We start from the raw sequence: 20,364 nt of genomic DNA on the forward strand, positions 1-20,364 counted from the left end.
CAGAAGAAAAAGTAAGATCTAAGTTTTCAAAATTTTCCTCAAATATTTATATGTTTTCCATAAAATTCCTGAACTGTTTTGAGAACCTTTTGTGGTAAGCCAGTTTGACCATTCCCCAAATGCGCAGCCGTTTATTGGTATAATTTTAAACGAATAAGATGTATTACGGTCTAAATGGTCTATTTTTATATTTTGTACACCTTCGTTATTATTTTGTGAATAAATACCAATTCCTCCGAATCGTTCGTCATTTTCCTTAAAACCAAATATTACATTATATCGCCTTGTGTTCTTGTCGCTTGGAGTAAAATATAAAATAGCTGTTGATCCAGCTCGATCTATTTCAAAAAGATCCACCTTTTTTGCAGGCTTTGTGTCGCTGCAATAATTACTATTAGCACTACTAGTAATTGAGGAAGTTGAACTATTATTTTGCGTAGGATTATCATTGCCACTTGGTTGATCTGCAGGATAAATAGTGATCGTCCCATATTCGTATACTCCAATATCAGGAGCACTTCCTGCATATAACAAGTTAACAGCATCTCCGCTTTGCCAACTGAGCGATCTATCAACGTTAATAATATTATTAACTAAATCAACTGAAGAAATAATAGCAGCAGAGTTGCCCACACGAATACTGTCTGCTGTTATCATACCCAGATATCCATCTTGAAAATAACTTGCATCTGCAACAGAAATTGCAGTTCCGTTCCCTGAGGCCGTAGTCTGTGTTAAGTTGGCTCCTTGATCTATGCCAGCGCTCCCTGATCTCAAATGCAAATCATAAGTTTCTGGAATTGTAGCAGGAGCATAAGTGATAAAAGTCGGAGCTGTTGCTAAATTTCCTGAAAAATTACCGGACAAATTATTATTTGCTTCTATTGCAGTTCCGCTAATAACCCCTTGGACATGTATAGTATGGTCAGATGCATTCTGATGAAAGAATATATTCCCTTGAAAAAGATTAGAATCAAGAGAGATCTTGGAATCCAAGATCCAAATTTGATCATCCCCAGGATCAATACCTGTGTTAGGTTGGTTATCATAAAAAATATTATTTTTAAAAACATTCCCCGTAATCGGATACATACCATAGCCAAAATTATCAATATAGAGCCCCCCAGGTATCCAGTTTTGGTTTGAACCGCCTGCTCCATTTGGATACCCTCCCGGATCAATCATTGTATGGACAATAGTATTGTTATAAACCCGGTTGTTGGCGCAATCATAAACAATATCTCCTGAATCGCTCCAAACTTCACAATTCATCGCTTCTCCGCTTGAATCTGTAAATATGTTATTTCGTATAATATTTCGCGAAGACGCCATTTGAATATGCATTCCTCCGTGATTTTCGTTGTTCCAGCCAGCTTGTCTAAAAGTGTTTAATTCTATTAAATTATGGTAAGTTGTGTTTTGTACTCTATCGGTAATCTCCAAATCTTTTTCAATATCGTTTGTAAAAGTATTTTGACGAATTATATTATCATGCCCGGATTGAATTTGTACTTCTGCATGCATCGCACTGCCAAAAGTATTTCCCTGTATTAAATTATTATAGGCTCCACCTTTCATATTTATAGCATCACCTCCGCAGTTATAAACATCTTGTGGACAGCCCCATTTCTCGATTGTTGAATTTAAGATCTTATTAAAGCTTGATCCGTCCATTAATATTCCCTGCCAATTCCCCGTTCCGTATTGAGTTGAAAAAGTAAATGTCATGTTCTGAAGTGTATTATTGTTTGCATTAGTTAAATCTGCCCAATGGTCATAAACATCTCGTACAATTAATCCATCAACAACAATATAGCTTTTGTTTGCAAGATTAATCCCTGTTGCAAGCCCGGTTACGTTTGGCGGACTGCCTCCGGAATTTACACCGCTAATAATTGGTGTCTCACCTTGATATGCTTTAAAAGTAATAGGTGAAGATTGGGCTCCGCTTACTATCGGCGCTAATACCTCATGATAAGTCCCCGTCCTTATATAAACAATATCTCCAGAAACTGCAATGTTTGCAGCATGGGTTAATGTTTTCCACGGACTTGCCAAGGATCCGCCGTACGAATCGTTTCCACTTGGAGAAACATAATAAGTTGCCGCAAAGCTACTCTTAACGCCAATAATAAAAAATAACAATACTAATATAAAGATCCCTACCAGTTTATATTTCATAGTTTCGAACATAAGAAACCATAATTCATTATCAACATTTCCTTCTAAAAAAATCAAGAGGCTATTTATTCCAGAGTTTCATCAATATGGCACACGGAGCGATAAGTTCTGGGTTTACTAGCTTGTAATAAGAATTTTTTCCTTCCTTCCTGACGTTTACTATTCTCAAATGTCTTAAGATAGAAAGATGTTGAGAAGTATTTGCTTTTCGTATACCAATTATTTCAGAAAGCTGATCAACGCTAGCTTCGGTGTTTTTTATAATATTTAAAATTTCAAGTCTTTTGGGGTTCGCCATTAATTTATAAATTTCCGAGTTCCTTTCGTAGACATATTTCGGAAAAGGAGATTTTAGTTTATTTGCCATTTTAAAGCTATTTGTGGGCGATGAGGGGCTCGAACCCCCGACCTCTTTCACGTCAAGAAAGCGTTAAAGTGGACCTCTAAATTTAGAGCAATTCCCAAAAACATTATATTATTAAAAATATATTTTTCAAAATTATAAATAAATCCTCTTATTTGATATGCATTGATATAATCATTTGTATGTCTACAGAACATTTTGCAACTGTCCAAAGCTCACTTGAAAAATATGCAAGTTCAATTGATCTTGAAATTACTGAAAAAAATAAAATACCGTTTACTGGCGGTGAAATTATCTATGCTAGAACACAATCTGGTATGGATGTTGTAATTAAAAAGACTGCACGTAAGAATCAAGCTGAACATGAGTGGAGAGGTTTAAATACGGCACATTCTACAGGTATTGCAACACCTTCACCTATTGCACTTGTTAATTACAATCAAGATCATCTAGCACTGGTATCAACACGTATTCATGGAAAAAGTTTGTATTTTAATCCAAATCCAGGGATTAAGGATAAATTAGGCAATCAAATCAGAATAATGCATAATACAGCGCAGGTTACTGGTGATAGTTGGAAAGCAACAGGTAGAAATTCATTTGCTTACTATGATAAATATATTTTTAATTGGTCACGAGTTGGTCTTGAAGAAATTAATATTGACAGTAAATCTTATGCACTAATTAAAAGCTTTAGAGATTTAATGGAGCAGTTTTGCAACGAAACACAGCCAACTTTTAACCACAATGATTTACATGATGGCCAGGTTATTGTTACCGAGGAAAATATTCCAGTATTAATAGATTTTGGAGAGTGGACAGAGGAAACATGGTTAAATGATATTGGATACTATTTATTTCACCAGATTCGAACTGATAGACCAAAAGATGACTTTTCAACTTTCTTAAACGGGTACCTCTCAGGAGAAAGATTATCTGAATCTGAAAGGTCGAACCTCGCCTTCTATTTGCTTTTCATATCTTCAAGAGCTTTAACTTATTTTTACAGGAACAGTAGTCCTTATTTATCAACAGCAAAGGAGACACACGGCAAAGTTTTAAAATATGTTGATAATGAAGAAGTTTGGAAAAATTATTGACGGTTATTTATTCTTATGTCTTTAAAGTGCGAATAATTATTGATGTAATTAATTTTCCACATTTGGAACTGACTACTATGGATTAATAACGACAAACCAGTATTGTCTATGGTTAATGTGTTAATGCTCCTAGCCATTTGTGTGTCAGAATAATCCTTACCTAACAAAATTCTACTGATTAAACATCTAATAAATAAATCATGCGAAACAATTGCTACTCTTTTACCTTGGAAGTTTTTCGTTAAAAATGAGGTTAATTCCATAGTGCGATTTATAACCTCACGTACAGATTCTTCCTTATCTTCAAATTTCCAATCAAGATTATTGAAATTATGGCGAGATTCTTCAATATATTTTTTTGATATATTACTTTCTCTTTGTGCTCCATACATTTCATCTAACTGCTGTCTTTCACAAATATAATCTAAGATGCTAGTTTCTACTCCGATTTTTTTGGAAATAATATCTGCTGTTTGAGTAGATCTTTCTAAATCACTAGAGAATATTTGATCTATCTTGAATGACTTAAGCTGATTAGCCAAAGCTCCTGCCTGTTGTTCACCTAATTTACTTAACTTTGAATTTGGAGCTTGCCAACGATCCTTTACACCGTCAGCTTCTGCATGTCTAACAAGAAATAAAAACATCTAAAGAATTATACTATAAAGTTCCTATTGCAATAACACCAATTACACTTTCATCTATTGGGTCAAAATCCAATAATTTGTTCAATCCATCGTCAATAAATCCGCCTATAGAACATGAACCAAGGCCTAGCTCTTGTGAAATCAGGTAAATATTTTGAGCATAATGACCATATTCGGTAAATATATGTCTTAGCCCCCTATCTCCGTATTTGTTATCAGTCCTTTCAAAAACAGCTGAAACAACAATTAACATTGAAGACTTACGTATCCATGGTTGATTAAACTGCTTAATTATTTGCGCTACAAAACTATTGCTATATATTTCTTCTAAAGAATGACTTTTAACATGATAATGATAAATTGCAGGTTTAATGCTTTCCGCATTAAAAATGACTGGATAAATTTCTAAAGGATACCTAGCTCCTGCAGAAGGATAAAACCTTCTTTCTCCAGATCCTTTAAACAAAAGTTCTTTTAAACCGCTTGAAAAATACAGCAAAGTAGAGAGATCTTGGATTTTTATATCTTTTTTTGTAAATTCTCTTTGAGATTTTCGTTTAATCAATGCATCATCTAAGCTCCAGCGTGCTCTTGCTGGATCAGGTAACAAAACTTGAGGAAATTTAGGATATGCTTTGTAATAAACCTTCTTCCACTGCTCAGGCCAAGCACTATATGAAGTTTTTGTTTTACTAAAATTCTTTATCTTAATACTATTATTAAATTTTATTGAAGATGAAAGCTCTAGCTTTTTAAGTATGTTTATTGTTTTATCGTTTTTCATAAAAACGGATGTGGGTAGGTGTTTAATCTAATATTTTTATACCCCAACTTAACGGGAACAGCGTGCAATCTATTACCTCCACGAAGTGCGAATTTTTCTTCTAAGTATAATGGTTGCATGCCAGGTATTATTACTTTTACTGCTTTGAAATGGATATTTTTGAAATATTCAGGAGTAATATCTTTATAATAAATTTTATAACCAGCTTTATTTAAACTGTCATTTAAATATCTGATTTGTTCCTTTACAGATAAATTATTATTTTTTAAGGTAATAACTTCAGATCTCAACGCTTTAATTAAAAAGTTAATATGAGAAATTGATTCAGGTTTATACCAAAGCAATCCTCTATTTTTCATACTAGAACTTTCAAGCAACTCTTTTTCTGTAATATTTGTTGGATTTTGAATATATGCTTCTCTTATCCAACTTCTTGTATGGTAGGCCTCGTTAATTGAACCAATGATAGCTTTTTCAACATTTAAATTTGATTTTAACCCTACAGAAACTGCCTTACTTAATCCCGATCGATCGATTAAAATGGAAGCCACAGTCGGTATTCCTAAATCTGTAGTTATATCAAGACAATATAATTCCATATGATATCTTTCGGTAATTTCCGCCAGAGAGCGAATTTTTTTGTTCTTAGAAGATTTTAAATTGTATTTTTTTGGTTTTAATTTATTTAAATAATAAATCATAAAAGAATCTCTCTCTATTACCTCATAAATACCTCCTAAAATTGCAGAGTCCAAATCAGAATGAGCAGCTACGCCTGTACTAATCGAAGGATAAAATGTAGGCTCTCCCTTAATTAATTTGTAGGAAAGATATATTGTCTGGCAGGGTACAAGATATTCCTTACCGTCGGTTAATAATTTAACCTTTGTCCAATCAAATCTAGATTTATCGTTTATTTTAAATTTTTTATATTCTGGATTATTTAATTGTTTTTCCGAAAAATACGAGAAGGATTCGGGATTAATTGCATTAGTTTTGATATCAACAAATCTTCCAACGAAATCTATATCTTTTTTAAAGAAAGCAAAGTTGCTATATCTTTCCAACGCTTCAAATAGTGATTTAAGTACGGCTTTATTTTGAGAAAAAAAAGATACTCCAGAAGAATTAGAACTAAAATGCTGCCCTTGGTGCTTTAAATATTTATCGTTTATGATTGTAGAATAAAACCAAAACTTAGGCTCGTCATAATGCAAACGAGTTCTTTGAAAAGATTCAACTAATTTAATATCCTGTAAAGCAGATGCTATTTCTTTGATGGTATTGACGGTATTATTTTTCATTTACACGCTTAAAAACCACCAAAGTATAGCAAACTGCTTGAAAAATAACTATTTAGTTATATTGCCTTCTCTATTTGAACAATTGCATCCACAATCAGCACACGATGAACAACTTCCACAGCTATTGTCTCCACAGGCACAGCTATTACAACTTCCACAGCTTTGTTCACAATCCTGGCCTTTAATGGCAACGCCAATATTTTGTTGTGGTAATGCATCTATTAGATTTCTTTCTTCTCTACTCATTTAAATCACCTTCTCTCATATTAATATGTAAAAAGAATATATTCTTTACTACAGGCTTTGTCAAACAACAATTTTAATGAACAATCCAATTGATCCAGAAGCAGTATTGAATCTTTTTGCTAAGAACGTGGACGTAGGTGGCTTTGCAGGTCCTATTCCTAATTCTTTATTGGCACGTCAAGACTTGGAAGCTGAGATCGTCAAGTTGACAGATCGTAAGACTCCTCTTCGTGACATCATGCCTAGAGTAAAAGGTGAAGGTCGTGCTCATTTGTGGAAACAGTCAGGGGATTATTCATCCTAAGAGATGTCTTTTTTAAAATATCTTTACACAACGAATATAATCATGTTATGAAGTCGGAAACTAGAGTTAGGGAACTAGACCAGTTGGATATTCGCTATCTGGAAGGTGTTTATAAGAGTTTGCCATATGCTGGTAGTTTCTGGTTGAGCGTAGAGAAAGCTCTTAGTGATGATTCTTCGAGTATACAACTGCACAGGTGTACGTGTGGTGCGCTTGTGATGTTAACTAGACAGTATGTGAAGAGATCAAAACTTTTGCATCTAAAAAGACCTCTTGCTGAATGCTGGCATAAAGAAGGTTTTGTAAACTCAATATCTTCGATTAATTCTCAAATTAGAAATAGAACCAACATGATTAGTAAGTTGTTAATTGAAAATCCAGCTCAGGCTTATAAGTTAGGTGCTGGATTATTGCCTACAGATAGTTTTTATAGTTTTGACTACGGACTGTGGCGACTGCAATATATGCTATTTCTTAATGAGTATCGTTCATCTACTTCTGTAAATAAAAGAAAGAAATATAAAGTACCTTATGTAAGTGCATTTAACAATTTATTTGAGCGGGCTGAGAAAGTTAATCCTTCTGAATACAAGAAAGCACTCAAAATGTTTTTCGAAGATAAAACTTACACTACTTTATTCGAATCGGTAGAAATAGGACTAAATAAAATACAAGAATCAGATAATTTACGATCAGAGGAGGCTTATAGGCGAATTACCGGTGGTTTCGTACCTGTGGAAAGGTTGAGGATGAATGATGTTAAGGAAGTTGAAAAGAGAAGTTACCAAATAGCCTTAGATGCTTACCAAGCTTATTTTGAGATTAGCGAGGTTCTTAATATAATTTACAACATTATAAATATTTGTAACGGTGGATCTTTTATGTTAAATCCTTTTGCTGGCAAAAAATACAATGGTTTAAAAATTGGAAACAAGAAAGGTTTAATGATCAAAAAGATAATTGATGATTGCCCTGATCTTATTCTTAAGCGAAAAATAAGAATGGCTTATGATGCAGGGTTGAGAAATAGTACTTCTGGCCATAATGATTATTTGATTGACATGAAAAGGGAAGTAATCAAAATAAAATCTTCAGGGAAAATTTATAAAGTGGACTACTTAATTGATAAGATTGATAGAATAAAGGCAGTCGTTGATTCGATTTATATTTTAATCAACCTTGAAAATTATGCAGATAAGAAAGTAGCTCTCGGTTTAACAGGAATACATAGCATTGTTATAAATTTTGAGAAAGGAAGTGGCAAACCTCTTCCAGCACTTACTATTTTTCAGTTTTGGACTAACGCTGAAAACGATTCCAAAGGAAAAAGATTCAAGATGTTACATTTTCGTATATCTAAAGATCGTAAGGCTGTACTTTTTTCTCCTTCGAACGTCATGATTGTTCCAGGTGCTGCTGCATTGCCAGTGCATCAACACTTATTAGATTGGTTAGAAAATGCATATAAATCTGATAAGGTGTTTATGGAAAGAATAGTTATTGTTCCGAGAATTGAACTTTTTTTAAAACTAGCTAGAAAGGAAGTGACATTAGATAGTCATGATTTTTTTGCAATTTCTAAAACCAATCATGAATTAATTGTTGAGAAGAAATATCTAAAACATGCCCTTAAATTGCTTAGGAAGAAGAAGTTACCTGTCGGCCCAGATTTAGATAACGATCCGATGAGAGACTTACAAAAATACTATTCCTAATTATATTTTGATATTAATTGTTAGTTTTTCACCTTTTCTTGTGTATTTGATAATACCAAAGTCTTTTTGTAGTTTTTCTATAACTATTTTTGCCCTTTCCTCTGTGGATAGAGACTTTCTTACTGTAGGAATTGAATTAATAACCCTGGCTTTGTCTTGCACGGAATAATGGCTATAAATGTCTGCGGTGATGCCAATACTGCTATGACCCAGGATTTTGCTTACCATACTAATATCTGTCCCGTTATTTAATAAACTTGTGGCAAAACTGTGCCGCATGGTATGGAAATGGAAATCATTTGATATTCCCAACTTCTCGCAACCTCTTCTTATATAGTGATTAAGACTGCCGCCATAAACATTGAAAACTTTTCCAGGGCCAACACATCTTCTTTTCATCATTTCAATTAAGTCGGGAGGAACTATGCCAGTATGAAATTTACCTTTACTGTAAACATTAAAAGTTGCTGGGATAGAGTTGAGATTGACATCTTCTTTCTTGAGTCCAATAATTGCCCCGATTCTTAAACCTGTTCTGGCTTCGAAGAGTAAGGCTTCCCTGTTTTCCAGCCTTCGTTCTTTAGCAAGCTTACAGTCCTTTTCTGTGAATGAGGTTCCAGCGAAGATGGTTTTATCTAGCTCTTCGAAACTTACTACTGGATATTGTTTTGGTTGTGCTTTGGGAACCTTAATCTTTTTGGACCAATCAATCTTTATATATTTTGTTTCAAAAAGCCAATGAATAAATGGTTTAACTTTTGAATTAAAGTCACTTCTGATTCCATTTGCCGACCAACCCAAATCGGAACTTAAATGATACATATAATCTTTGGAAGTCTTCAACGTCAATTTTTCGCCGTCAAGATATTTCAAAAAATGGCCAAGAGTCTGTTTTTTCCCAGCAACTGTTTGCTTTGCAAGACCACGTTCAATTTTGCACCATTGAAGATACTTAGTTAATATGATTTCTAAATGTTTACCTTGTAAGTTAGCCATAGCAACCCAAGGGATTGCTTCTAACTTCCCGAGAGTTACCACCTGAGCGTTATGCCGTCTGTAGCGGACTGCCGTTGTCACAGCAACGACTTTTCATAAATACAAGTGGGCGATGAGGGGCTCGAACCCCCGACCTCTTTCACGTCAAGAAAGCGCTCTAGCCAACTGAGCTAACCGCCCGGATAGGTGTATTATATATCACCCACCTATCCATATCTACTTATTCTCCATTAACCATTTCTCCCAAACCTTTTGCTGTTGGCATTAATGGTCTTGGATATTGTACTTGTACTGTTGCAACTGGGTTTTGTACATTTTCACTATATGGCTCACAACCTTTATCTGGTCCAAATACCTCTTCCATTATCTTATCGCAATTAAAACCTTTTGTTCTTATTTCTCTTTCTGTCATATTATCACCTCACAATCTTTAATGTTTCATCTGGTATAAATTCTTCTAACTTTTTATCTACGCATGCTTTAGAATCTTTTTTAAACAAAGTGCATGCATCAGGTCTTCTTTTATAAATTCCACACCAGCCGTTATCTTTCAAGTTTGGACAGTCTCCATTAATTACAATTTCATCAAATGTATCAAAACCTGTATGACTGGATTCATTTGTTTCGATATAATAAACACCTTCATCGCAACTTTCGGATAAATATTGAGTGCCGTAAAAAGAAGATCTTATTGCATTTGGATAGGCTTTTCTTCTCTGTAAACTTTCTATCTTCATAATCATGTTCTTGCAACAAGCATGGCAGTTCTCGCATTTATTTATAGTATTATCTTCTGGTTTGTATTTATTAAAACTTTCCATAAAATAAAAAACCTCTCGTGTGAAAGGTTTGCTTTTTGATTTTTATTTTACTTTTACATCCCTCTCACATTAACTTAGGCCCTTGTAATAAGGGCGACCAAATTAATAATAAGCAAAGCTTGCGGCTCTGCCGTGAGAAGTTTCTTAAACATTAGGAATATTATACATTAACCAGCACTTCTTTGCGAATAAGTTTCAGGGTTTAATAAAGCTGAGCCTTTTTGCACTTTATATTGGTTCCAGAAATTTCGTTTATTTGCACGCTTATTTTGTGCAGCAAACCAGATTGAAGCATTCTCTATGTTCTTCTTGAAATCTTTTAAAAACTGTAAAATTTTATTTAAAAACAAAAGATGATATATATCTGGTTTGTTTCCTGAAATTATTTGGGCGATTTGTATTTCTTTTGCCAATTTTGGAGTTGTCTCAACGACAGATTGCATTTCTCTAGTTATTGCATGAAGCTGTAATTGCAACTCACTATTTTTTCTCTCGACTTCGGCTTTTTGCTCTTCAAGAAGTCTTCTTTCAAATCTTATTTGTTTTTGGGCTTTTTGTTCCTGTTGATATTCTCCAGTCATTGCTTTGCCTGGCTGAAAAGATTGTCCTCGCTCCAAATCTCCAGAAACTTTTGCCTTTTTGATTCCAAGAAGTTGTCTGAAAAATTCTTCGCTCATTGCTCCCGATTCGCGTGCTAATGCTTTTCCAGTATTTCCGCCAAGATCCTTTAGGCTTTCTAAAATGTTAGCCTGCCTTATCTGTTTTATTTTTTGCTGCTTTGAAGTTTTGTCAGCCATTTGCCCCATATTAAGATAGACTTGCAAGTCGGTCAAGAACTATTCTGCGCTTAAGTACGCTTCGTACAATTTGTTTTTGCTCGTCAACATGTCCTTGGTGAGTTTCTGTAACCCCAGCGCTTTTTATTGCAGTTTCTACTTCAGATTCTGGTGCTTCAATTTTTTCAACTTCTGCCATTTTATTTAAAATAAGTTCTAAGGAAATTCCATCAACGACCTGTTTTTCATATTCCTCTCGAAGACTTTGTTCAGTTTTCCCGATACTTGCTAAATATTGTTCAAGTTTAAGTCCAAGCTTTTCTGTTCTTTCAAGTAATTGTGAGAGCCTAGCATTTACTTCTTCATCAATAATAATCTTAGGAACTTTCACTTTTATTGAATCAATTAAAGTTTTTATTACAACATCTTCTTTTTCTTGTTTGCTTAATTCTTTCTTTAAAGATGCAGCTCGAATCGCTCCTGCAACCATGTCGTTATAATCTGGCAAATCAACTATCGGTAATTCTGCAACTTTTGCCTGAATTTCCCAGATATCTCCTTGTTTCATAATTTCAAACTTTGGATAAATTATTGGTTTGATTTTGTTTTCATCAATTGCTTTTGTGTAAGCGGCAGGTAATATTTGCCCCAAAGTTTTTTCAAGAAGCATTCCAGGGTCAATTCTCTCTTTAGCTTTATCAACTGGAGCTTTGCCTTTTCTAAATCCTTTTACAGTTATGTCTTTTGATAATTCCTCGACTGCTTTTTCCTGTGCTTTATCAATATCAGCTTTAGGAATAGAAAAGTTTATTTGAATAGTCCCGTCATCAGTCCTTGCAATATTTGTGCTTGTCATGCGTGAATTATATCATAAAATATATATAATACTTAAGTTATGCCAATCAAAGACCAACTAGTGTACTGCTCCTACGGAAAACCAGATTCAGAAGCTATTGTTTTACAGGAAAGAGAATTAACTGCCGGAGAAAAGTTAGAAAATATTGTTTATATGGTTCTAGATTCAGGATATCAACCGCAGACCTTATTTGGAGATATAGAAGTCATAGATCCTGACACAATTAATTTACATTTAAACGAACAAAGATGGTTCAGAGAATCATACGACAAGCTTTCAAAAAATCAAATTAATGACATAGATCCGCTTTATGAAGTAATTGCAGGAGAACAGATCGCAAAAATAAAAATTCAAGAAAAAAGAAGTTTCTGGCAAAGAAATTTATTAAAATTAAAAAGAAAAGATATAAATTTTAATGACGGCGAAGTGTATAGAAGAGTTCACTGGACTCCTTCAAAAGAAAGATAATTTATCCCTTGTGTTGTGTCTTAAATCTTGCAGGGTCAAATCCTCCAACTTGTTTTGCGTTTTTATTATCTTCTTTTTTTGGCCCAGTAAAGAGAGAACCCCCTAAAGGTTTCCCGAATTTGGACGCGAATTTTGGTGCTTTTTGATTAGTCATAACATTTATTATACAATATTCATGCCAGATGTTCGAAAAGAGTCAGGTTTAGAAAGGAGCAAGGAAAAATGTCAACAAAATTATTTATTGGAAATTTGGATTACACAGTAACAAGTGATGATTTAAAATCAGCTTTTGCAGCTTACGGAAACGTTACAGATGCAGTTGTTATCACAGATCGTGAAACAAGAAGAAGCAGAGGTTTTGGATTTGTTGAGTTTGCGACTGCTGAAGAAGCTCAAAAAGCTATGGAGGCTATGAATCAACAGCCATTAAAAGGCCGCAATATCAACGTTAACGAAGCCAAACCACAAGAAAACAGAAATTAATTTTTCAAATTTTTTGTGAAGTACTCAAGGTCTTTCTGTATAACGGTATTCCAAAGCGGAGTCATCATATGATCAGCACCAGGATATTTGTTATAAACAACAGGAAGACCTTGTTTTTTGAGATTATCAGCTAGATTATCGCTCCAATCTACTGGTACGCTATCATCAGCTGTTCCTTGGTCAAGTTGTATTGGAGCTTTTATTTTGTCTAAATAATTATTTAAAGAATATAAATCAGTATTATATACATCTTCAAAAGTGGAAAGCTCCTTCCTTAAAGATTTTCCCTGATCATCAGCTTCGTCGCTATAATAAAGAATATCAAAAGGAAAACTGGAAGAAACAGGAGCCCACAAAACAGTTGGATAATTTACTCCTGTGATTTCAAGAGTAGTTAGAGCAATCTGACCGCCATTGCTATGTGCCCAAATGAAAATATTTTTCCCATCCCAGTTTGGAATTTGACCAACTGATTTTAGAACTGCCATAACAGTTGTATAAGTTTGAAATCGCGATTCAAAGACATTGCTTGATTCTTTATCAGAATCTCCATATCCTAAAAAGTCTGGTGCGACAGTTATAAATCCGTTCTTGGCAAAAAAATATGATCCGTTTATTGTCCCGTTGCCTGTAAAATATTGTTCTGTAGGAACATATCCTCGAATCATAATTACAAGCGGATATTTTCCCTCACCTTTTGGAATATTAATAAGCCCTGAAGTTTTTTTCGTTTGCACTACAGTCCCGAGCGAAGTCGAGGGGTTAAAGTTCATAATAAATTCACTGGAAGTAAATTCTGGAAAATCTTTAAGTTGACTTGTCACCCTGAGCGTAGTCGAAGGATCTGTTTTTGTATTCCAATAATTACTTAAATTATCTATCGTATATTTATCAAGCGATCTATCTACAACCTGGCTGACAATTTGTGTTGGTTTTTGGGTTTTGATAAGAATTAGTTGACCAACCATAAATCCAATTCCAAAACTAAGTAAAAACCCGGAAATAATTAAAAGTTTAACTTTCATAATTAAATTTTAGCACTTATGTTAAAATACTTTTCCCATGGAAATTGATTTAGCAGGAGCCAAAAATAAGTTGTTAATTGCATCTTGGGAAATAGAAAATGCTTCAGACAAAATGACTGCTAAAAACTTAGAAGATTTTATCTTTATTGGAAATTATTTACAAGAAAACAAATGGCATCCATCAAGACAAGAATTAATTAAAGAATTTGATGTTAGTTCAGGCAATGTTGTTGAAAGATTAAATAGTTTACAGAGTATAAAATTAATAGAAATCGATGAAAAGAATCAACGAATTAAATTAACTCCGTTTGGAGAACATGCGTTTTCTTTATTTACACAAACTTCCTCTTGACTTCGGTATTTCTTCGGAATATAAATAAGCATAGCTTGTCATTCTAATAATTATGAATCAAAAACTTGATGCTCCAGTTTCAGTGGTTTCTTATTTTGATAAAAACACTTTAAATTTTCTTCCCAAAACAGTTATTTGGAACAATAGATTTTATAAGATAAACCAAATTGGTCTTCATCATGAATATAAAAAAGGAGATATCCTCTATCACATTTTTTCAGTCACTACAGATAATTTATTTTTGCGCCTTAAATTTAACACTAAAAGTTTGAACTGGTTTTTAGAAGAAATCTCAAATGGATTTTAATTCCTCGCCATCTAGTGTCATGCATATAGATATCAATTCCTGCTTTGCAACAATTGAACAACAAGCAAATCCATTTTTGAGAGGCAAGTCAGTTGCTGTCGCAGCTTATGCAACTAAAAACGGCTGCATTCTTGCAGCTTCCTATCCTGCCAAAGCATTTGGAGTAAAGACTGGGATGAGAGTCAAAGACGGTCTGGCCTTATGCCCTAATATGATTATTCTTCCCCCAGATCCTCCCAAATATCGTTTCATCCATAAAAAAATGCACGCACTTCTTAATAAATATTCTTTATCAGTACATCCCAAATCAATCGACGAATTTGTTGTTGACTTTAAAAGTAAAAACTCACAAAGCTCAAATAGAAACTTATTAAATGTAGGTTTGGAAATCAAAGAAAGAATTAAAAAAGAAATCGGCAGTGCAATCACTGTCTCCATAGGAATTTCCACCAATGGATTTTTAGCCAAAACTGCAGCAAGTTACAAAAAACCAGATGGTTTATTTGAAATAAATAAAGGCAATTTTTATCAAGTTTATGAAAGTTTAAAGTTGACAAATCTCTGCGGCATTAAAAATGCCAACGCAGCCAGGTTATCATCTGCTGGAATTTATGACGTTCTAGGTTTTTATAATGCAGATTTGCAGAAATTAAAAATCGCCTTCCGTTCTATTAATAGCTACTATTGGCTTATGCGCCTTCACGGTTTTGAAATTGATGATTATCTTTTTGAAAGAAAATCATTTGGCAGTCAGTATGCACTAACTTATCCGTACGAAACTTTCGAAGAACTTCGTCCAATTTTAACAAAGCTCACGGAAAAAACTGCAAGACGTTTGCGAAATAAAAATTATTTTGCGGGAGGAATTCATTTAAGTATTCTTTTTCGCGATCATACATACTGGCATCACGGCATGAAGCTTGCCTATCCTGTTTTTTCTTCAAACGATTTTACAAAATTAGTTTATAAATTATTCTTTATGTGCCCGGTAAAAAAACCTGTAAGACTTTTATCTGTTACTGTTTTTAATCTACAAAAAAACAAAAATCTTCAGCTTGATCTAACAACTGACGTAATTAAAAAACAGAATTTAACTAAAGCACTGGATAAAATAAATAATTTGTTTGGAGATTACACAATAACGCCGGCAAGAATTATAAATAATGAAGGATATGTTTTAGATCGGATTGCCTTTGGCGTAATAAGCTAAGCTTGTAATTTCGTCATAGACCCGTAACATTATCGCCTACTTTTATAAGATTATTCATTGCAAAACCTGCGTTTACTTCCAAAACAAAATCTATATTTTCAGAAGGTTGATAAATCAAAAGTTGGTTGTCAGGAGTATTTGCGGCTGGAGCTGGAACATTTGGCGTAATTTCCACAACTTTATTATTAGTTATCCAGATAAAGTCCAGCGGAATAAGCATTCCTTTCATCCAGAATCTTGCATTAAGCGGCGTAATATTTTTTGTCCCAAAATCAAAGATCATTCCCTGGTCTGATGGTAAACTATTAATTCCGCTTAGCCCTTTTTCCCGAAGAGCTTCAGTATTTGCAATTTCAACCATAATATTTGTTTTGTTAATAGTTATTGGTTTTAAATTTGTAAGCCCTGTGGCAACAGGTGTGGAGCTTGCCAGTGGATTAGTATGTAAGAAATTACCAAGTAAATTAAATCGAAGCACAAGAAGAATAACAATTACTGCTCCAAGCATTAAAAATATTTCGCGTGCTTCCTTCATTTAAAATTTAATTGCTATCAATATTGCAAGTGTAACTGCAAAAACTATTGCAGGAATCAAAAGCAAAATTACCTTAAAACTCCCAGTTATTTTGGTTGGATAACTATGAATCATTTCCGACATAATCAATTATACATCACTCAATCTTTTTATATTGAAGGCCAGTTTCATTATCCCAGGTAAAATGTTTTCTTACTAACTCTGAAACTTCAAAATAATCTTCAGGATCATCCTTTAAAATCTTCTCAACTTTTTGGTTGATATATTCGTTGATTTGATTCACATCGTTAGGAGAAAAATTCCTCTGAAGTAACAATTTTTCTCGTCTTTCCCTCTCTTTTTCTTTTGTCTGAGTTGCTGAAAAAATATTTGGACTTAGAGATTCAACAAACCCCACTTTATTATCAAAGAAGATTTTTATTCCAAGTATTACTCCCCTTGTTCCAATAAACATGTTTACACTTTGCTGAAAATCGAACAAATTTTTAGGGTAATTTAATCTAGAATTGGCTTCTATAAAATTTGGTTCTGTCATATATCTACTTTCACAGGTGAATGTGCCGAAGACAGGACTTGAACCTGCACGCTCTTACCGAGCATACGGCCCTAAACCGTACGTGTCTGCCATTTCACCACTTCGGCTTGCAAACGTTTAAATTATACCATTCTGATGTTACAAGCTTTGCTTATATCATTTTAGCCACAAAAAAGGCCCTTCACGAGGAAGGGCCAAGAAATCCTAACGCTTTCTCGATATTATCGAGATTGCCTCAGAACGTGAGTGTAATATAACACAAAGTTATAGGCTTGTCAAGTTATCCACAATAGATCAGATATTCAAATCTACATGCCTGTTCTATAAGATAGAACAATATTAAAATACTCAACCCTTTTTTTTGGCTAACACAAAAATCGAAGGTCCAAAATAAAAATAAGAAAAAGGAATTTGTAATAATTTCTCTATTTCAAGCAAAAAAGTCCTTGGCAAATGTGTTTTTGCCCAGCTACTTCGAATATTTGAAACAGATCGTATTTCAATAATTTCAAAATTATTTTCCTTTAATTTTTCTTTGATCACATTGGGGTGGTAATTCAAAAAAGCAATCGTTTTGTTTCTTTTTGATTTCTTGCTTCTAACATCAATTGTTGTTGTATCACCCCAAAATGTAAAATCCTTTTTGATTACATGCTCTACAACATTTTTAAAATGAATTTTATTTGCAAATTCTAATATTAGATATCCATCACTGGAAATTAAATTTGAAATCTCTGCAAAAGTTTTATCAGGATTGCCCATGTGGTGCATAACACGAATCATTAATACTAAATCAAAACTGTTTTTCCTGACCCGTTTTCCCAAATTATCCAAAGTGGATTGCAAATACTTTACATTTTTAAAATTTTTATTATTTTTTTTAGCCAGCGCCAGTAACTTTGAAGATGGTTCTGTTAAAAAACTTGTTTTAGTTCTGTAAACATAAAACGGCAAAAGTCTTCCAAATCCTCCGCCGATTTCAATTGCGCGGTTAATGTGTTTAATTTTTTTTAAAAATTCGCTAATCGCAATTATTTCAGCTTGATGTTCATATTCTCGCCCTTGCCAATATGCAGAATAATCGTAGGAATCATAAAAAGCTGACATATTATGCTATTTTAACACAAGCTTTGTTTATTGCATTTCGCCCATAAATTCATTGACGCCGTGCGCCCACGAACCGTTTGAAGAAGGTGTATATTTTGTCATAATTTCATCTGGAGTTGTAAGTCCGTCGTCAATATAATTTTCTTTTAATCCTTTGCTTACAGTTTCTATTCCGTCTTGATATGAATCAAATCCTAAACTACTAACGCTTGTAATTCCCCAGCCCCAGCAATTAAAACTCCCAGGCGGAATTACATGGCATAAATTTGATTCTTGTTGTGCAATTGCAGGAATAAATCTAAAATCTATTCCATATTTATCAGCCATTTGTACAATTTCGTTGGCATATGGCAAAAGCGGCGATCCATATTCAGCTAAATATTCTTTCACTATTTCAGGTCTGGCATCCCCTGCCGTTATATGGCCAGTAACGCTTGGAATGCTTGAAGGAAGCGATGCATAAACAGAAACTCCAACGTCGCTTGTTAAACGGGCCTGCACATCAAGCGTATTTGCAGTAATCTTTTTTATTGTTTTAGGAGTTGGAATTGAGGAAGTTGAAATAGATATCAAAGAAACAAGACAGGCAACTAATACTAGTGGCGTCAAAACCAAAAAAGAAACAACTAATAAAACTCTTCCCATGGAAAGTCTTAAGGTAGTTTTGCAATTTTAGAGCTTAAAGTCAAGTTTGCTGTATAATATATCGGCTTGGGTTCGTAAGCAAAGCTTGCGGCACCCTTCGGGTTCGTAGCTCAGTCGGTAGAGCAGCTCCCTCTTAAGGAGACGGTCGAGGGTTCGATCCCCTCCGAACCCACCAAAAATAGGAAATAATGCCCATTTTCAAATTTTTGCCAGTTTTTCTGCGACTGACAGCTTCAAGTAATTTAAAATATCGCTCAAATTTGGTAATCCTGGAATCAAATTAACCTGCGTTGTGTAATCAGCAATTACATTCCCATTATCCAAAAAGTTAATTCCAATATTAAAATTCCCGCTTACATTTGCAAATTGTCCATTAATCAAAAACACTCCAATTTGCCCCGGTTCGAGTGTGTTGGGATAGACAGAAATAATATTTAATTTATTTGCTCTGCTGTCAATTGCTTCTAAATTATTTTCTTCCCAGATAGATTGTCCAGTGTTTTTAATAAAAAACACTCCTCTGTATTTTGTCCCGGCAACTGCAATTTTAGGAAGGATTCCTGTTATAATGTCGGCACTTTCAATTTGAATTGGTTTCCCCGCATTTTTTTTGAGGTTTAAAACGTTATTATAAAAATCATAAAATTGTCCAGCAGAATTTACCCAGGAAAAATTATCAAATGGAGAGCCAACATATTTATATATAAAAGGAGTAATTGCAACAATTCTTGGATCATTCCATACATTATTAAAAGCAGTTTCGTATTTTGTCCCGAGGTTTGTTGTCAAATTATTTGGATCGTGTGTCCATCCGGTTTCCGTGATAAAAACGGGAAGAGTTTTGGTAATTCCCAGGAATTTTAATTCGTTTAATTCCCAGTCAAAAGTTGCTACAGTTCCCTTTCCTGTTGCAGTTGCATCTCCCGAAAAATTTGGATTTGGATAAGAATGCGAAGCAAGACCGTCAATATTATCAAAAATATCAGGATCTTTATTTATCATTTGCATCAAAAATAAATCCTCAGACATACTTGTTTTTGTGTTTGTTGCAGAAGCATCCATTCCCGCAGCCATAATAAAAAAATCTGGATTACTTTCCTTTAATTTGCTTGCAAATTCTTTTAGATAATCAGCATACCCTGCCGGGTCAATTTGCCCACCCCACTCTTCTGCATGATTTGGCTCGTTACCAACAATTACATAACGGTTTTTAACTACCCAATTTAATGAATTAAGAAAAGTTACCCATCCACCAATCTCATCAACGCTAGGGCGTTCCCATGTGTTATTTCCAATACCAACTGGTTGTGTTGCAATTCTAACAATTGGAATAAGATGAAGCCTCCTCATTTGATCAAAAACATTTTGCCATCTTTGCGGATCACGCTCTCCTTTTTGAATTACAAAAGTTACGTATCCCCAATCTCCCCCGTTTGAATTAACGAGTTTTGCTACATCTTGCAAATCGCTTGTATCAGCTACATGGATGCCAAAATGGTTATTGGCAACCGCAGTTGGATTATAGATTGCAAAAGCTCTTGCAGGAACTATTAAACCATATACAATTAAGCTCAAGAGTAAGATTAATACTTTTTTCATTATC

27 protein-coding genes and 3 tRNA genes are annotated in these 20,364 nt (G+C 34.0%); 9 read left to right on the forward strand and 21 right to left on the reverse strand.

The window, feature by feature from the left end; translation table 11 throughout:
- Positions 1–18: 18 nt before the first annotated feature.
- Positions 19–2,181 (reverse strand): right-handed parallel beta-helix repeat-containing protein, encoded by a 2,163-nt coding sequence (locus VG895_01885; protein HWA51788.1) that lies wholly within the window; start codon positions 2,179–2,181, stop codon positions 19–21.
- A 61-nt stretch (positions 2,182–2,242) separates the two neighbouring features.
- Entirely contained in the window at positions 2,243–2,548 is a 306-nt protein-coding gene (locus tag VG895_01890) for a metalloregulator ArsR/SmtB family transcription factor (GenBank protein HWA51789.1), read from the reverse strand.
- Positions 2,549–2,727: 179 nt separating this feature from the next.
- Between VG895_01890 and VG895_01895 the strand changes: the two genes are divergently transcribed.
- A complete protein-coding gene (locus VG895_01895; GenBank protein ID HWA51790.1) occupies positions 2,728–3,645 on the forward strand; it encodes a phosphotransferase in 918 nt (305 codons plus the stop codon).
- Here the strand turns inward: VG895_01895 and VG895_01900 are convergent.
- From VG895_01900 to VG895_01915, 4 genes are read right to left on the reverse strand one after another with little or no spacing between them, the layout of a single operon-like run.
- The gene (locus tag VG895_01900) at positions 3,639–4,292 is read right to left on the reverse strand and encodes a histidine phosphatase family protein (protein ID HWA51791.1); all 654 of its coding nucleotides are present in this window, start codon (positions 4,290–4,292) and stop codon (positions 3,639–3,641) included. The genes VG895_01895 and VG895_01900 overlap by 7 nt on opposite strands.
- Positions 4,293–4,305: 13 nt before the next feature.
- Complete coding sequence (locus VG895_01905; GenBank protein HWA51792.1) at positions 4,306–5,076, reverse strand: SagB/ThcOx family dehydrogenase; 771 nt, start codon at positions 5,074–5,076, stop codon at positions 4,306–4,308.
- Positions 5,073–6,380, reverse strand: coding sequence for a YcaO-like family protein (locus VG895_01910; protein HWA51793.1), 1,308 nt, complete (start codon positions 6,378–6,380; stop codon positions 5,073–5,075). Before VG895_01910 ends, VG895_01905 begins: the two co-directional genes overlap by 4 nt.
- Positions 6,381–6,436: 56 nt before the next feature.
- The gene (locus VG895_01915; GenBank protein ID HWA51794.1) at positions 6,437–6,598 is read right to left on the reverse strand and encodes a hypothetical protein; all 162 of its coding nucleotides are present in this window, start codon (positions 6,596–6,598) and stop codon (positions 6,437–6,439) included.
- A gap of 104 nt (positions 6,599–6,702) precedes the next feature.
- On the opposite strand from VG895_01915, the gene VG895_01920 reads away from it, so the two are divergent.
- Both VG895_01920 and VG895_01925 read left to right on the forward strand, forming a co-directional pair.
- Complete coding sequence (locus tag VG895_01920) at positions 6,703–6,930, forward strand: hypothetical protein (protein ID HWA51795.1); 228 nt, start codon at positions 6,703–6,705, stop codon at positions 6,928–6,930.
- A gap of 47 nt (positions 6,931–6,977) precedes the next feature.
- Positions 6,978–8,645 (forward strand): hypothetical protein, encoded by a 1,668-nt coding sequence (locus tag VG895_01925; GenBank protein HWA51796.1) that lies wholly within the window; start codon positions 6,978–6,980, stop codon positions 8,643–8,645.
- Here VG895_01925 and VG895_01930 read toward each other — a convergent pair whose 3' ends face one another.
- From VG895_01930 to VG895_01955, 6 genes are all read right to left on the reverse strand, one after another.
- The gene (locus tag VG895_01930; GenBank protein ID HWA51797.1) at positions 8,646–9,722 is read right to left on the reverse strand and encodes a tyrosine-type recombinase/integrase; all 1,077 of its coding nucleotides are present in this window, start codon (positions 9,720–9,722) and stop codon (positions 8,646–8,648) included.
- Positions 9,723–9,747: 25 nt separating this feature from the next.
- A tRNA-Val gene (locus VG895_01935) sits at positions 9,748–9,821 on the reverse strand.
- Between the two features lie 40 nt (positions 9,822–9,861).
- Complete coding sequence (locus tag VG895_01940) at positions 9,862–10,053, reverse strand: hypothetical protein (protein ID HWA51798.1); 192 nt, start codon at positions 10,051–10,053, stop codon at positions 9,862–9,864.
- 4 nt (positions 10,054–10,057) lie between these two features.
- Positions 10,058–10,462 carry a YkgJ family cysteine cluster protein gene (locus tag VG895_01945; protein ID HWA51799.1) on the reverse strand — a complete coding sequence of 135 codons (405 nt, stop codon included), beginning with the start codon at positions 10,460–10,462 and terminating at the stop codon, positions 10,058–10,060.
- Positions 10,463–10,629: 167 nt separating this feature from the next.
- Positions 10,630–11,259 carry a DUF5660 family protein gene (locus VG895_01950; GenBank protein HWA51800.1) on the reverse strand — a complete coding sequence of 210 codons (630 nt, stop codon included), beginning with the start codon at positions 11,257–11,259 and terminating at the stop codon, positions 10,630–10,632.
- A 10-nt stretch (positions 11,260–11,269) separates the two neighbouring features.
- Positions 11,270–12,094, reverse strand: coding sequence for a trigger factor (locus VG895_01955; protein ID HWA51801.1), 825 nt, complete (start codon positions 12,092–12,094; stop codon positions 11,270–11,272).
- A 39-nt stretch (positions 12,095–12,133) separates the two neighbouring features.
- On the opposite strand from VG895_01955, the gene VG895_01960 reads away from it, so the two are divergent.
- The gene (locus VG895_01960) at positions 12,134–12,562 is read left to right on the forward strand and encodes a hypothetical protein (protein HWA51802.1); all 429 of its coding nucleotides are present in this window, start codon (positions 12,134–12,136) and stop codon (positions 12,560–12,562) included.
- Between the two features lies 1 nt (position 12,563).
- Here VG895_01960 and VG895_01965 read toward each other — a convergent pair whose 3' ends face one another.
- Entirely contained in the window at positions 12,564–12,716 is a 153-nt protein-coding gene (locus VG895_01965; GenBank protein HWA51803.1) for a hypothetical protein, read from the reverse strand.
- A gap of 68 nt (positions 12,717–12,784) precedes the next feature.
- Here VG895_01965 and VG895_01970 point away from each other — a divergent pair, with 68 nt between their 5' ends.
- Positions 12,785–13,045, forward strand: a complete 261-nt coding sequence (locus VG895_01970; GenBank protein HWA51804.1) for an RNA-binding protein — start codon at positions 12,785–12,787, stop codon at positions 13,043–13,045.
- Here the strand turns inward: VG895_01970 and VG895_01975 are convergent.
- The gene (locus VG895_01975) at positions 13,042–14,070 is read right to left on the reverse strand and encodes a prolyl oligopeptidase family serine peptidase (protein ID HWA51805.1); all 1,029 of its coding nucleotides are present in this window, start codon (positions 14,068–14,070) and stop codon (positions 13,042–13,044) included. The genes VG895_01970 and VG895_01975 overlap by 4 nt on opposite strands.
- Before the next feature lie 37 nt (positions 14,071–14,107).
- On the opposite strand from VG895_01975, the gene VG895_01980 reads away from it, so the two are divergent.
- The 3 genes from VG895_01980 to VG895_01990 are packed head-to-tail and all read left to right on the forward strand — an operon-like array spanning position 14,108 to position 15,939.
- Positions 14,108–14,422: a hypothetical protein gene (locus tag VG895_01980; protein ID HWA51806.1), complete on the forward strand. Its 315-nt coding sequence runs from the start codon at positions 14,108–14,110 to the stop codon at positions 14,420–14,422.
- Between the two features lie 52 nt (positions 14,423–14,474).
- Complete coding sequence (locus VG895_01985) at positions 14,475–14,729, forward strand: hypothetical protein (GenBank protein HWA51807.1); 255 nt, start codon at positions 14,475–14,477, stop codon at positions 14,727–14,729.
- Entirely contained in the window at positions 14,719–15,939 is a 1,221-nt protein-coding gene (locus VG895_01990; protein ID HWA51808.1) for a DNA polymerase IV, read from the forward strand. The genes VG895_01985 and VG895_01990 overlap by 11 nt, the downstream gene beginning before the upstream one ends.
- A gap of 13 nt (positions 15,940–15,952) precedes the next feature.
- On the opposite strand, the gene VG895_01995 is transcribed toward VG895_01990, so the two are convergent.
- From VG895_01995 to VG895_02020, 6 genes are all read right to left on the reverse strand, one after another.
- Positions 15,953–16,474 (reverse strand): DUF192 domain-containing protein, encoded by a 522-nt coding sequence (locus VG895_01995; GenBank protein ID HWA51809.1) that lies wholly within the window; start codon positions 16,472–16,474, stop codon positions 15,953–15,955.
- On the reverse strand, positions 16,475–16,597 hold the full coding sequence (locus VG895_02000; GenBank protein HWA51810.1) for a hypothetical protein: 123 nt from the start codon (positions 16,595–16,597) through the stop codon (positions 16,475–16,477).
- Between the two features lie 13 nt (positions 16,598–16,610).
- On the reverse strand, positions 16,611–17,009 hold the full coding sequence (locus VG895_02005; protein ID HWA51811.1) for a hypothetical protein: 399 nt from the start codon (positions 17,007–17,009) through the stop codon (positions 16,611–16,613).
- A 23-nt stretch (positions 17,010–17,032) separates the two neighbouring features.
- A tRNA-Leu gene (locus VG895_02010) sits at positions 17,033–17,116 on the reverse strand.
- A 241-nt stretch (positions 17,117–17,357) separates the two neighbouring features.
- Complete coding sequence (locus VG895_02015; protein HWA51812.1) at positions 17,358–18,116, reverse strand: methyltransferase domain-containing protein; 759 nt, start codon at positions 18,114–18,116, stop codon at positions 17,358–17,360.
- 27 nt (positions 18,117–18,143) lie between these two features.
- On the reverse strand, positions 18,144–18,761 hold the full coding sequence (locus tag VG895_02020) for a hypothetical protein (GenBank protein HWA51813.1): 618 nt from the start codon (positions 18,759–18,761) through the stop codon (positions 18,144–18,146).
- A gap of 99 nt (positions 18,762–18,860) precedes the next feature.
- Here VG895_02020 and VG895_02025 point away from each other — a divergent pair.
- Positions 18,861–18,936, forward strand: a tRNA-Lys gene (locus tag VG895_02025).
- A gap of 23 nt (positions 18,937–18,959) precedes the next feature.
- Here the strand turns inward: VG895_02025 and VG895_02030 are convergent.
- Positions 18,960–20,360, reverse strand: a complete 1,401-nt coding sequence (locus tag VG895_02030; protein HWA51814.1) for a hypothetical protein — start codon at positions 20,358–20,360, stop codon at positions 18,960–18,962.
- Positions 20,361–20,364: the final 4 nt, after the last annotated feature.

Source organism: Patescibacteria group bacterium (assembly GCA_035549555.1).
GTDB lineage: Bacteria > Patescibacteriota > Microgenomatia > UBA8517 > UBA8517 > Co84-156.

Excerpts from the sequence above, each read along its gene's own strand:
- VG895_01885 (HWA51788.1), bottom strand. The coding sequence starts at position 2,181 with ATGAAATATAAACTGGTAGGGATCTTTATATTAGTATTGTTATTTTTT.
- VG895_01890 (HWA51789.1), bottom strand. The coding sequence starts at position 2,548 with ATGGCAAATAAACTAAAATCTCCTTTTCCGAAATATGTCTACGAAAGG.
- VG895_01895 (HWA51790.1), top strand. The coding sequence starts at position 2,728 with ATGTCTACAGAACATTTTGCAACTGTCCAAAGCTCACTTGAAAAATAT.
- VG895_01900 (HWA51791.1), bottom strand. The coding sequence starts at position 4,292 with ATGTTTTTATTTCTTGTTAGACATGCAGAAGCTGACGGTGTAAAGGAT.
- VG895_01905 (HWA51792.1), bottom strand. The coding sequence starts at position 5,076 with ATGAAAAACGATAAAACAATAAACATACTTAAAAAGCTAGAGCTTTCA.
- VG895_01910 (HWA51793.1), bottom strand. The coding sequence starts at position 6,380 with ATGAAAAATAATACCGTCAATACCATCAAAGAAATAGCATCTGCTTTA.
- VG895_01915 (HWA51794.1), bottom strand. The coding sequence starts at position 6,598 with ATGCATTACCACAACAAAATATTGGCGTTGCCATTAAAGGCCAGGATT.
- VG895_01920 (HWA51795.1), top strand. The coding sequence starts at position 6,703 with ATGAACAATCCAATTGATCCAGAAGCAGTATTGAATCTTTTTGCTAAG.
- VG895_01925 (HWA51796.1), top strand. The coding sequence starts at position 6,978 with ATGAAGTCGGAAACTAGAGTTAGGGAACTAGACCAGTTGGATATTCGC.
- VG895_01940 (HWA51798.1), bottom strand. The coding sequence starts at position 10,053 with ATGACAGAAAGAGAAATAAGAACAAAAGGTTTTAATTGCGATAAGATA.
- VG895_01945 (HWA51799.1), bottom strand. The coding sequence starts at position 10,462 with ATGGAAAGTTTTAATAAATACAAACCAGAAGATAATACTATAAATAAA.
- VG895_01950 (HWA51800.1), bottom strand. The coding sequence starts at position 11,259 with ATGGCTGACAAAACTTCAAAGCAGCAAAAAATAAAACAGATAAGGCAG.
- VG895_01955 (HWA51801.1), bottom strand. The coding sequence starts at position 12,094 with ATGACAAGCACAAATATTGCAAGGACTGATGACGGGACTATTCAAATA.
- VG895_01960 (HWA51802.1), top strand. The coding sequence starts at position 12,134 with ATGCCAATCAAAGACCAACTAGTGTACTGCTCCTACGGAAAACCAGAT.
- VG895_01965 (HWA51803.1), bottom strand. The coding sequence starts at position 12,716 with ATGACTAATCAAAAAGCACCAAAATTCGCGTCCAAATTCGGGAAACCT.
- VG895_01970 (HWA51804.1), top strand. The coding sequence starts at position 12,785 with ATGTCAACAAAATTATTTATTGGAAATTTGGATTACACAGTAACAAGT.
- VG895_01975 (HWA51805.1), bottom strand. The coding sequence starts at position 14,070 with ATGAAAGTTAAACTTTTAATTATTTCCGGGTTTTTACTTAGTTTTGGA.
- VG895_01980 (HWA51806.1), top strand. The coding sequence starts at position 14,108 with ATGGAAATTGATTTAGCAGGAGCCAAAAATAAGTTGTTAATTGCATCT.
- VG895_01985 (HWA51807.1), top strand. The coding sequence starts at position 14,475 with ATGAATCAAAAACTTGATGCTCCAGTTTCAGTGGTTTCTTATTTTGAT.
- VG895_01990 (HWA51808.1), top strand. The coding sequence starts at position 14,719 with ATGGATTTTAATTCCTCGCCATCTAGTGTCATGCATATAGATATCAAT.
- VG895_01995 (HWA51809.1), bottom strand. The coding sequence starts at position 16,474 with ATGAAGGAAGCACGCGAAATATTTTTAATGCTTGGAGCAGTAATTGTT.
- VG895_02000 (HWA51810.1), bottom strand. The coding sequence starts at position 16,597 with ATGTCGGAAATGATTCATAGTTATCCAACCAAAATAACTGGGAGTTTT.
- VG895_02005 (HWA51811.1), bottom strand. The coding sequence starts at position 17,009 with ATGACAGAACCAAATTTTATAGAAGCCAATTCTAGATTAAATTACCCT.
- VG895_02015 (HWA51812.1), bottom strand. The coding sequence starts at position 18,116 with ATGTCAGCTTTTTATGATTCCTACGATTATTCTGCATATTGGCAAGGG.
- VG895_02020 (HWA51813.1), bottom strand. The coding sequence starts at position 18,761 with ATGGGAAGAGTTTTATTAGTTGTTTCTTTTTTGGTTTTGACGCCACTA.
- VG895_02030 (HWA51814.1), bottom strand. The coding sequence starts at position 20,360 with ATGAAAAAAGTATTAATCTTACTCTTGAGCTTAATTGTATATGGTTTA.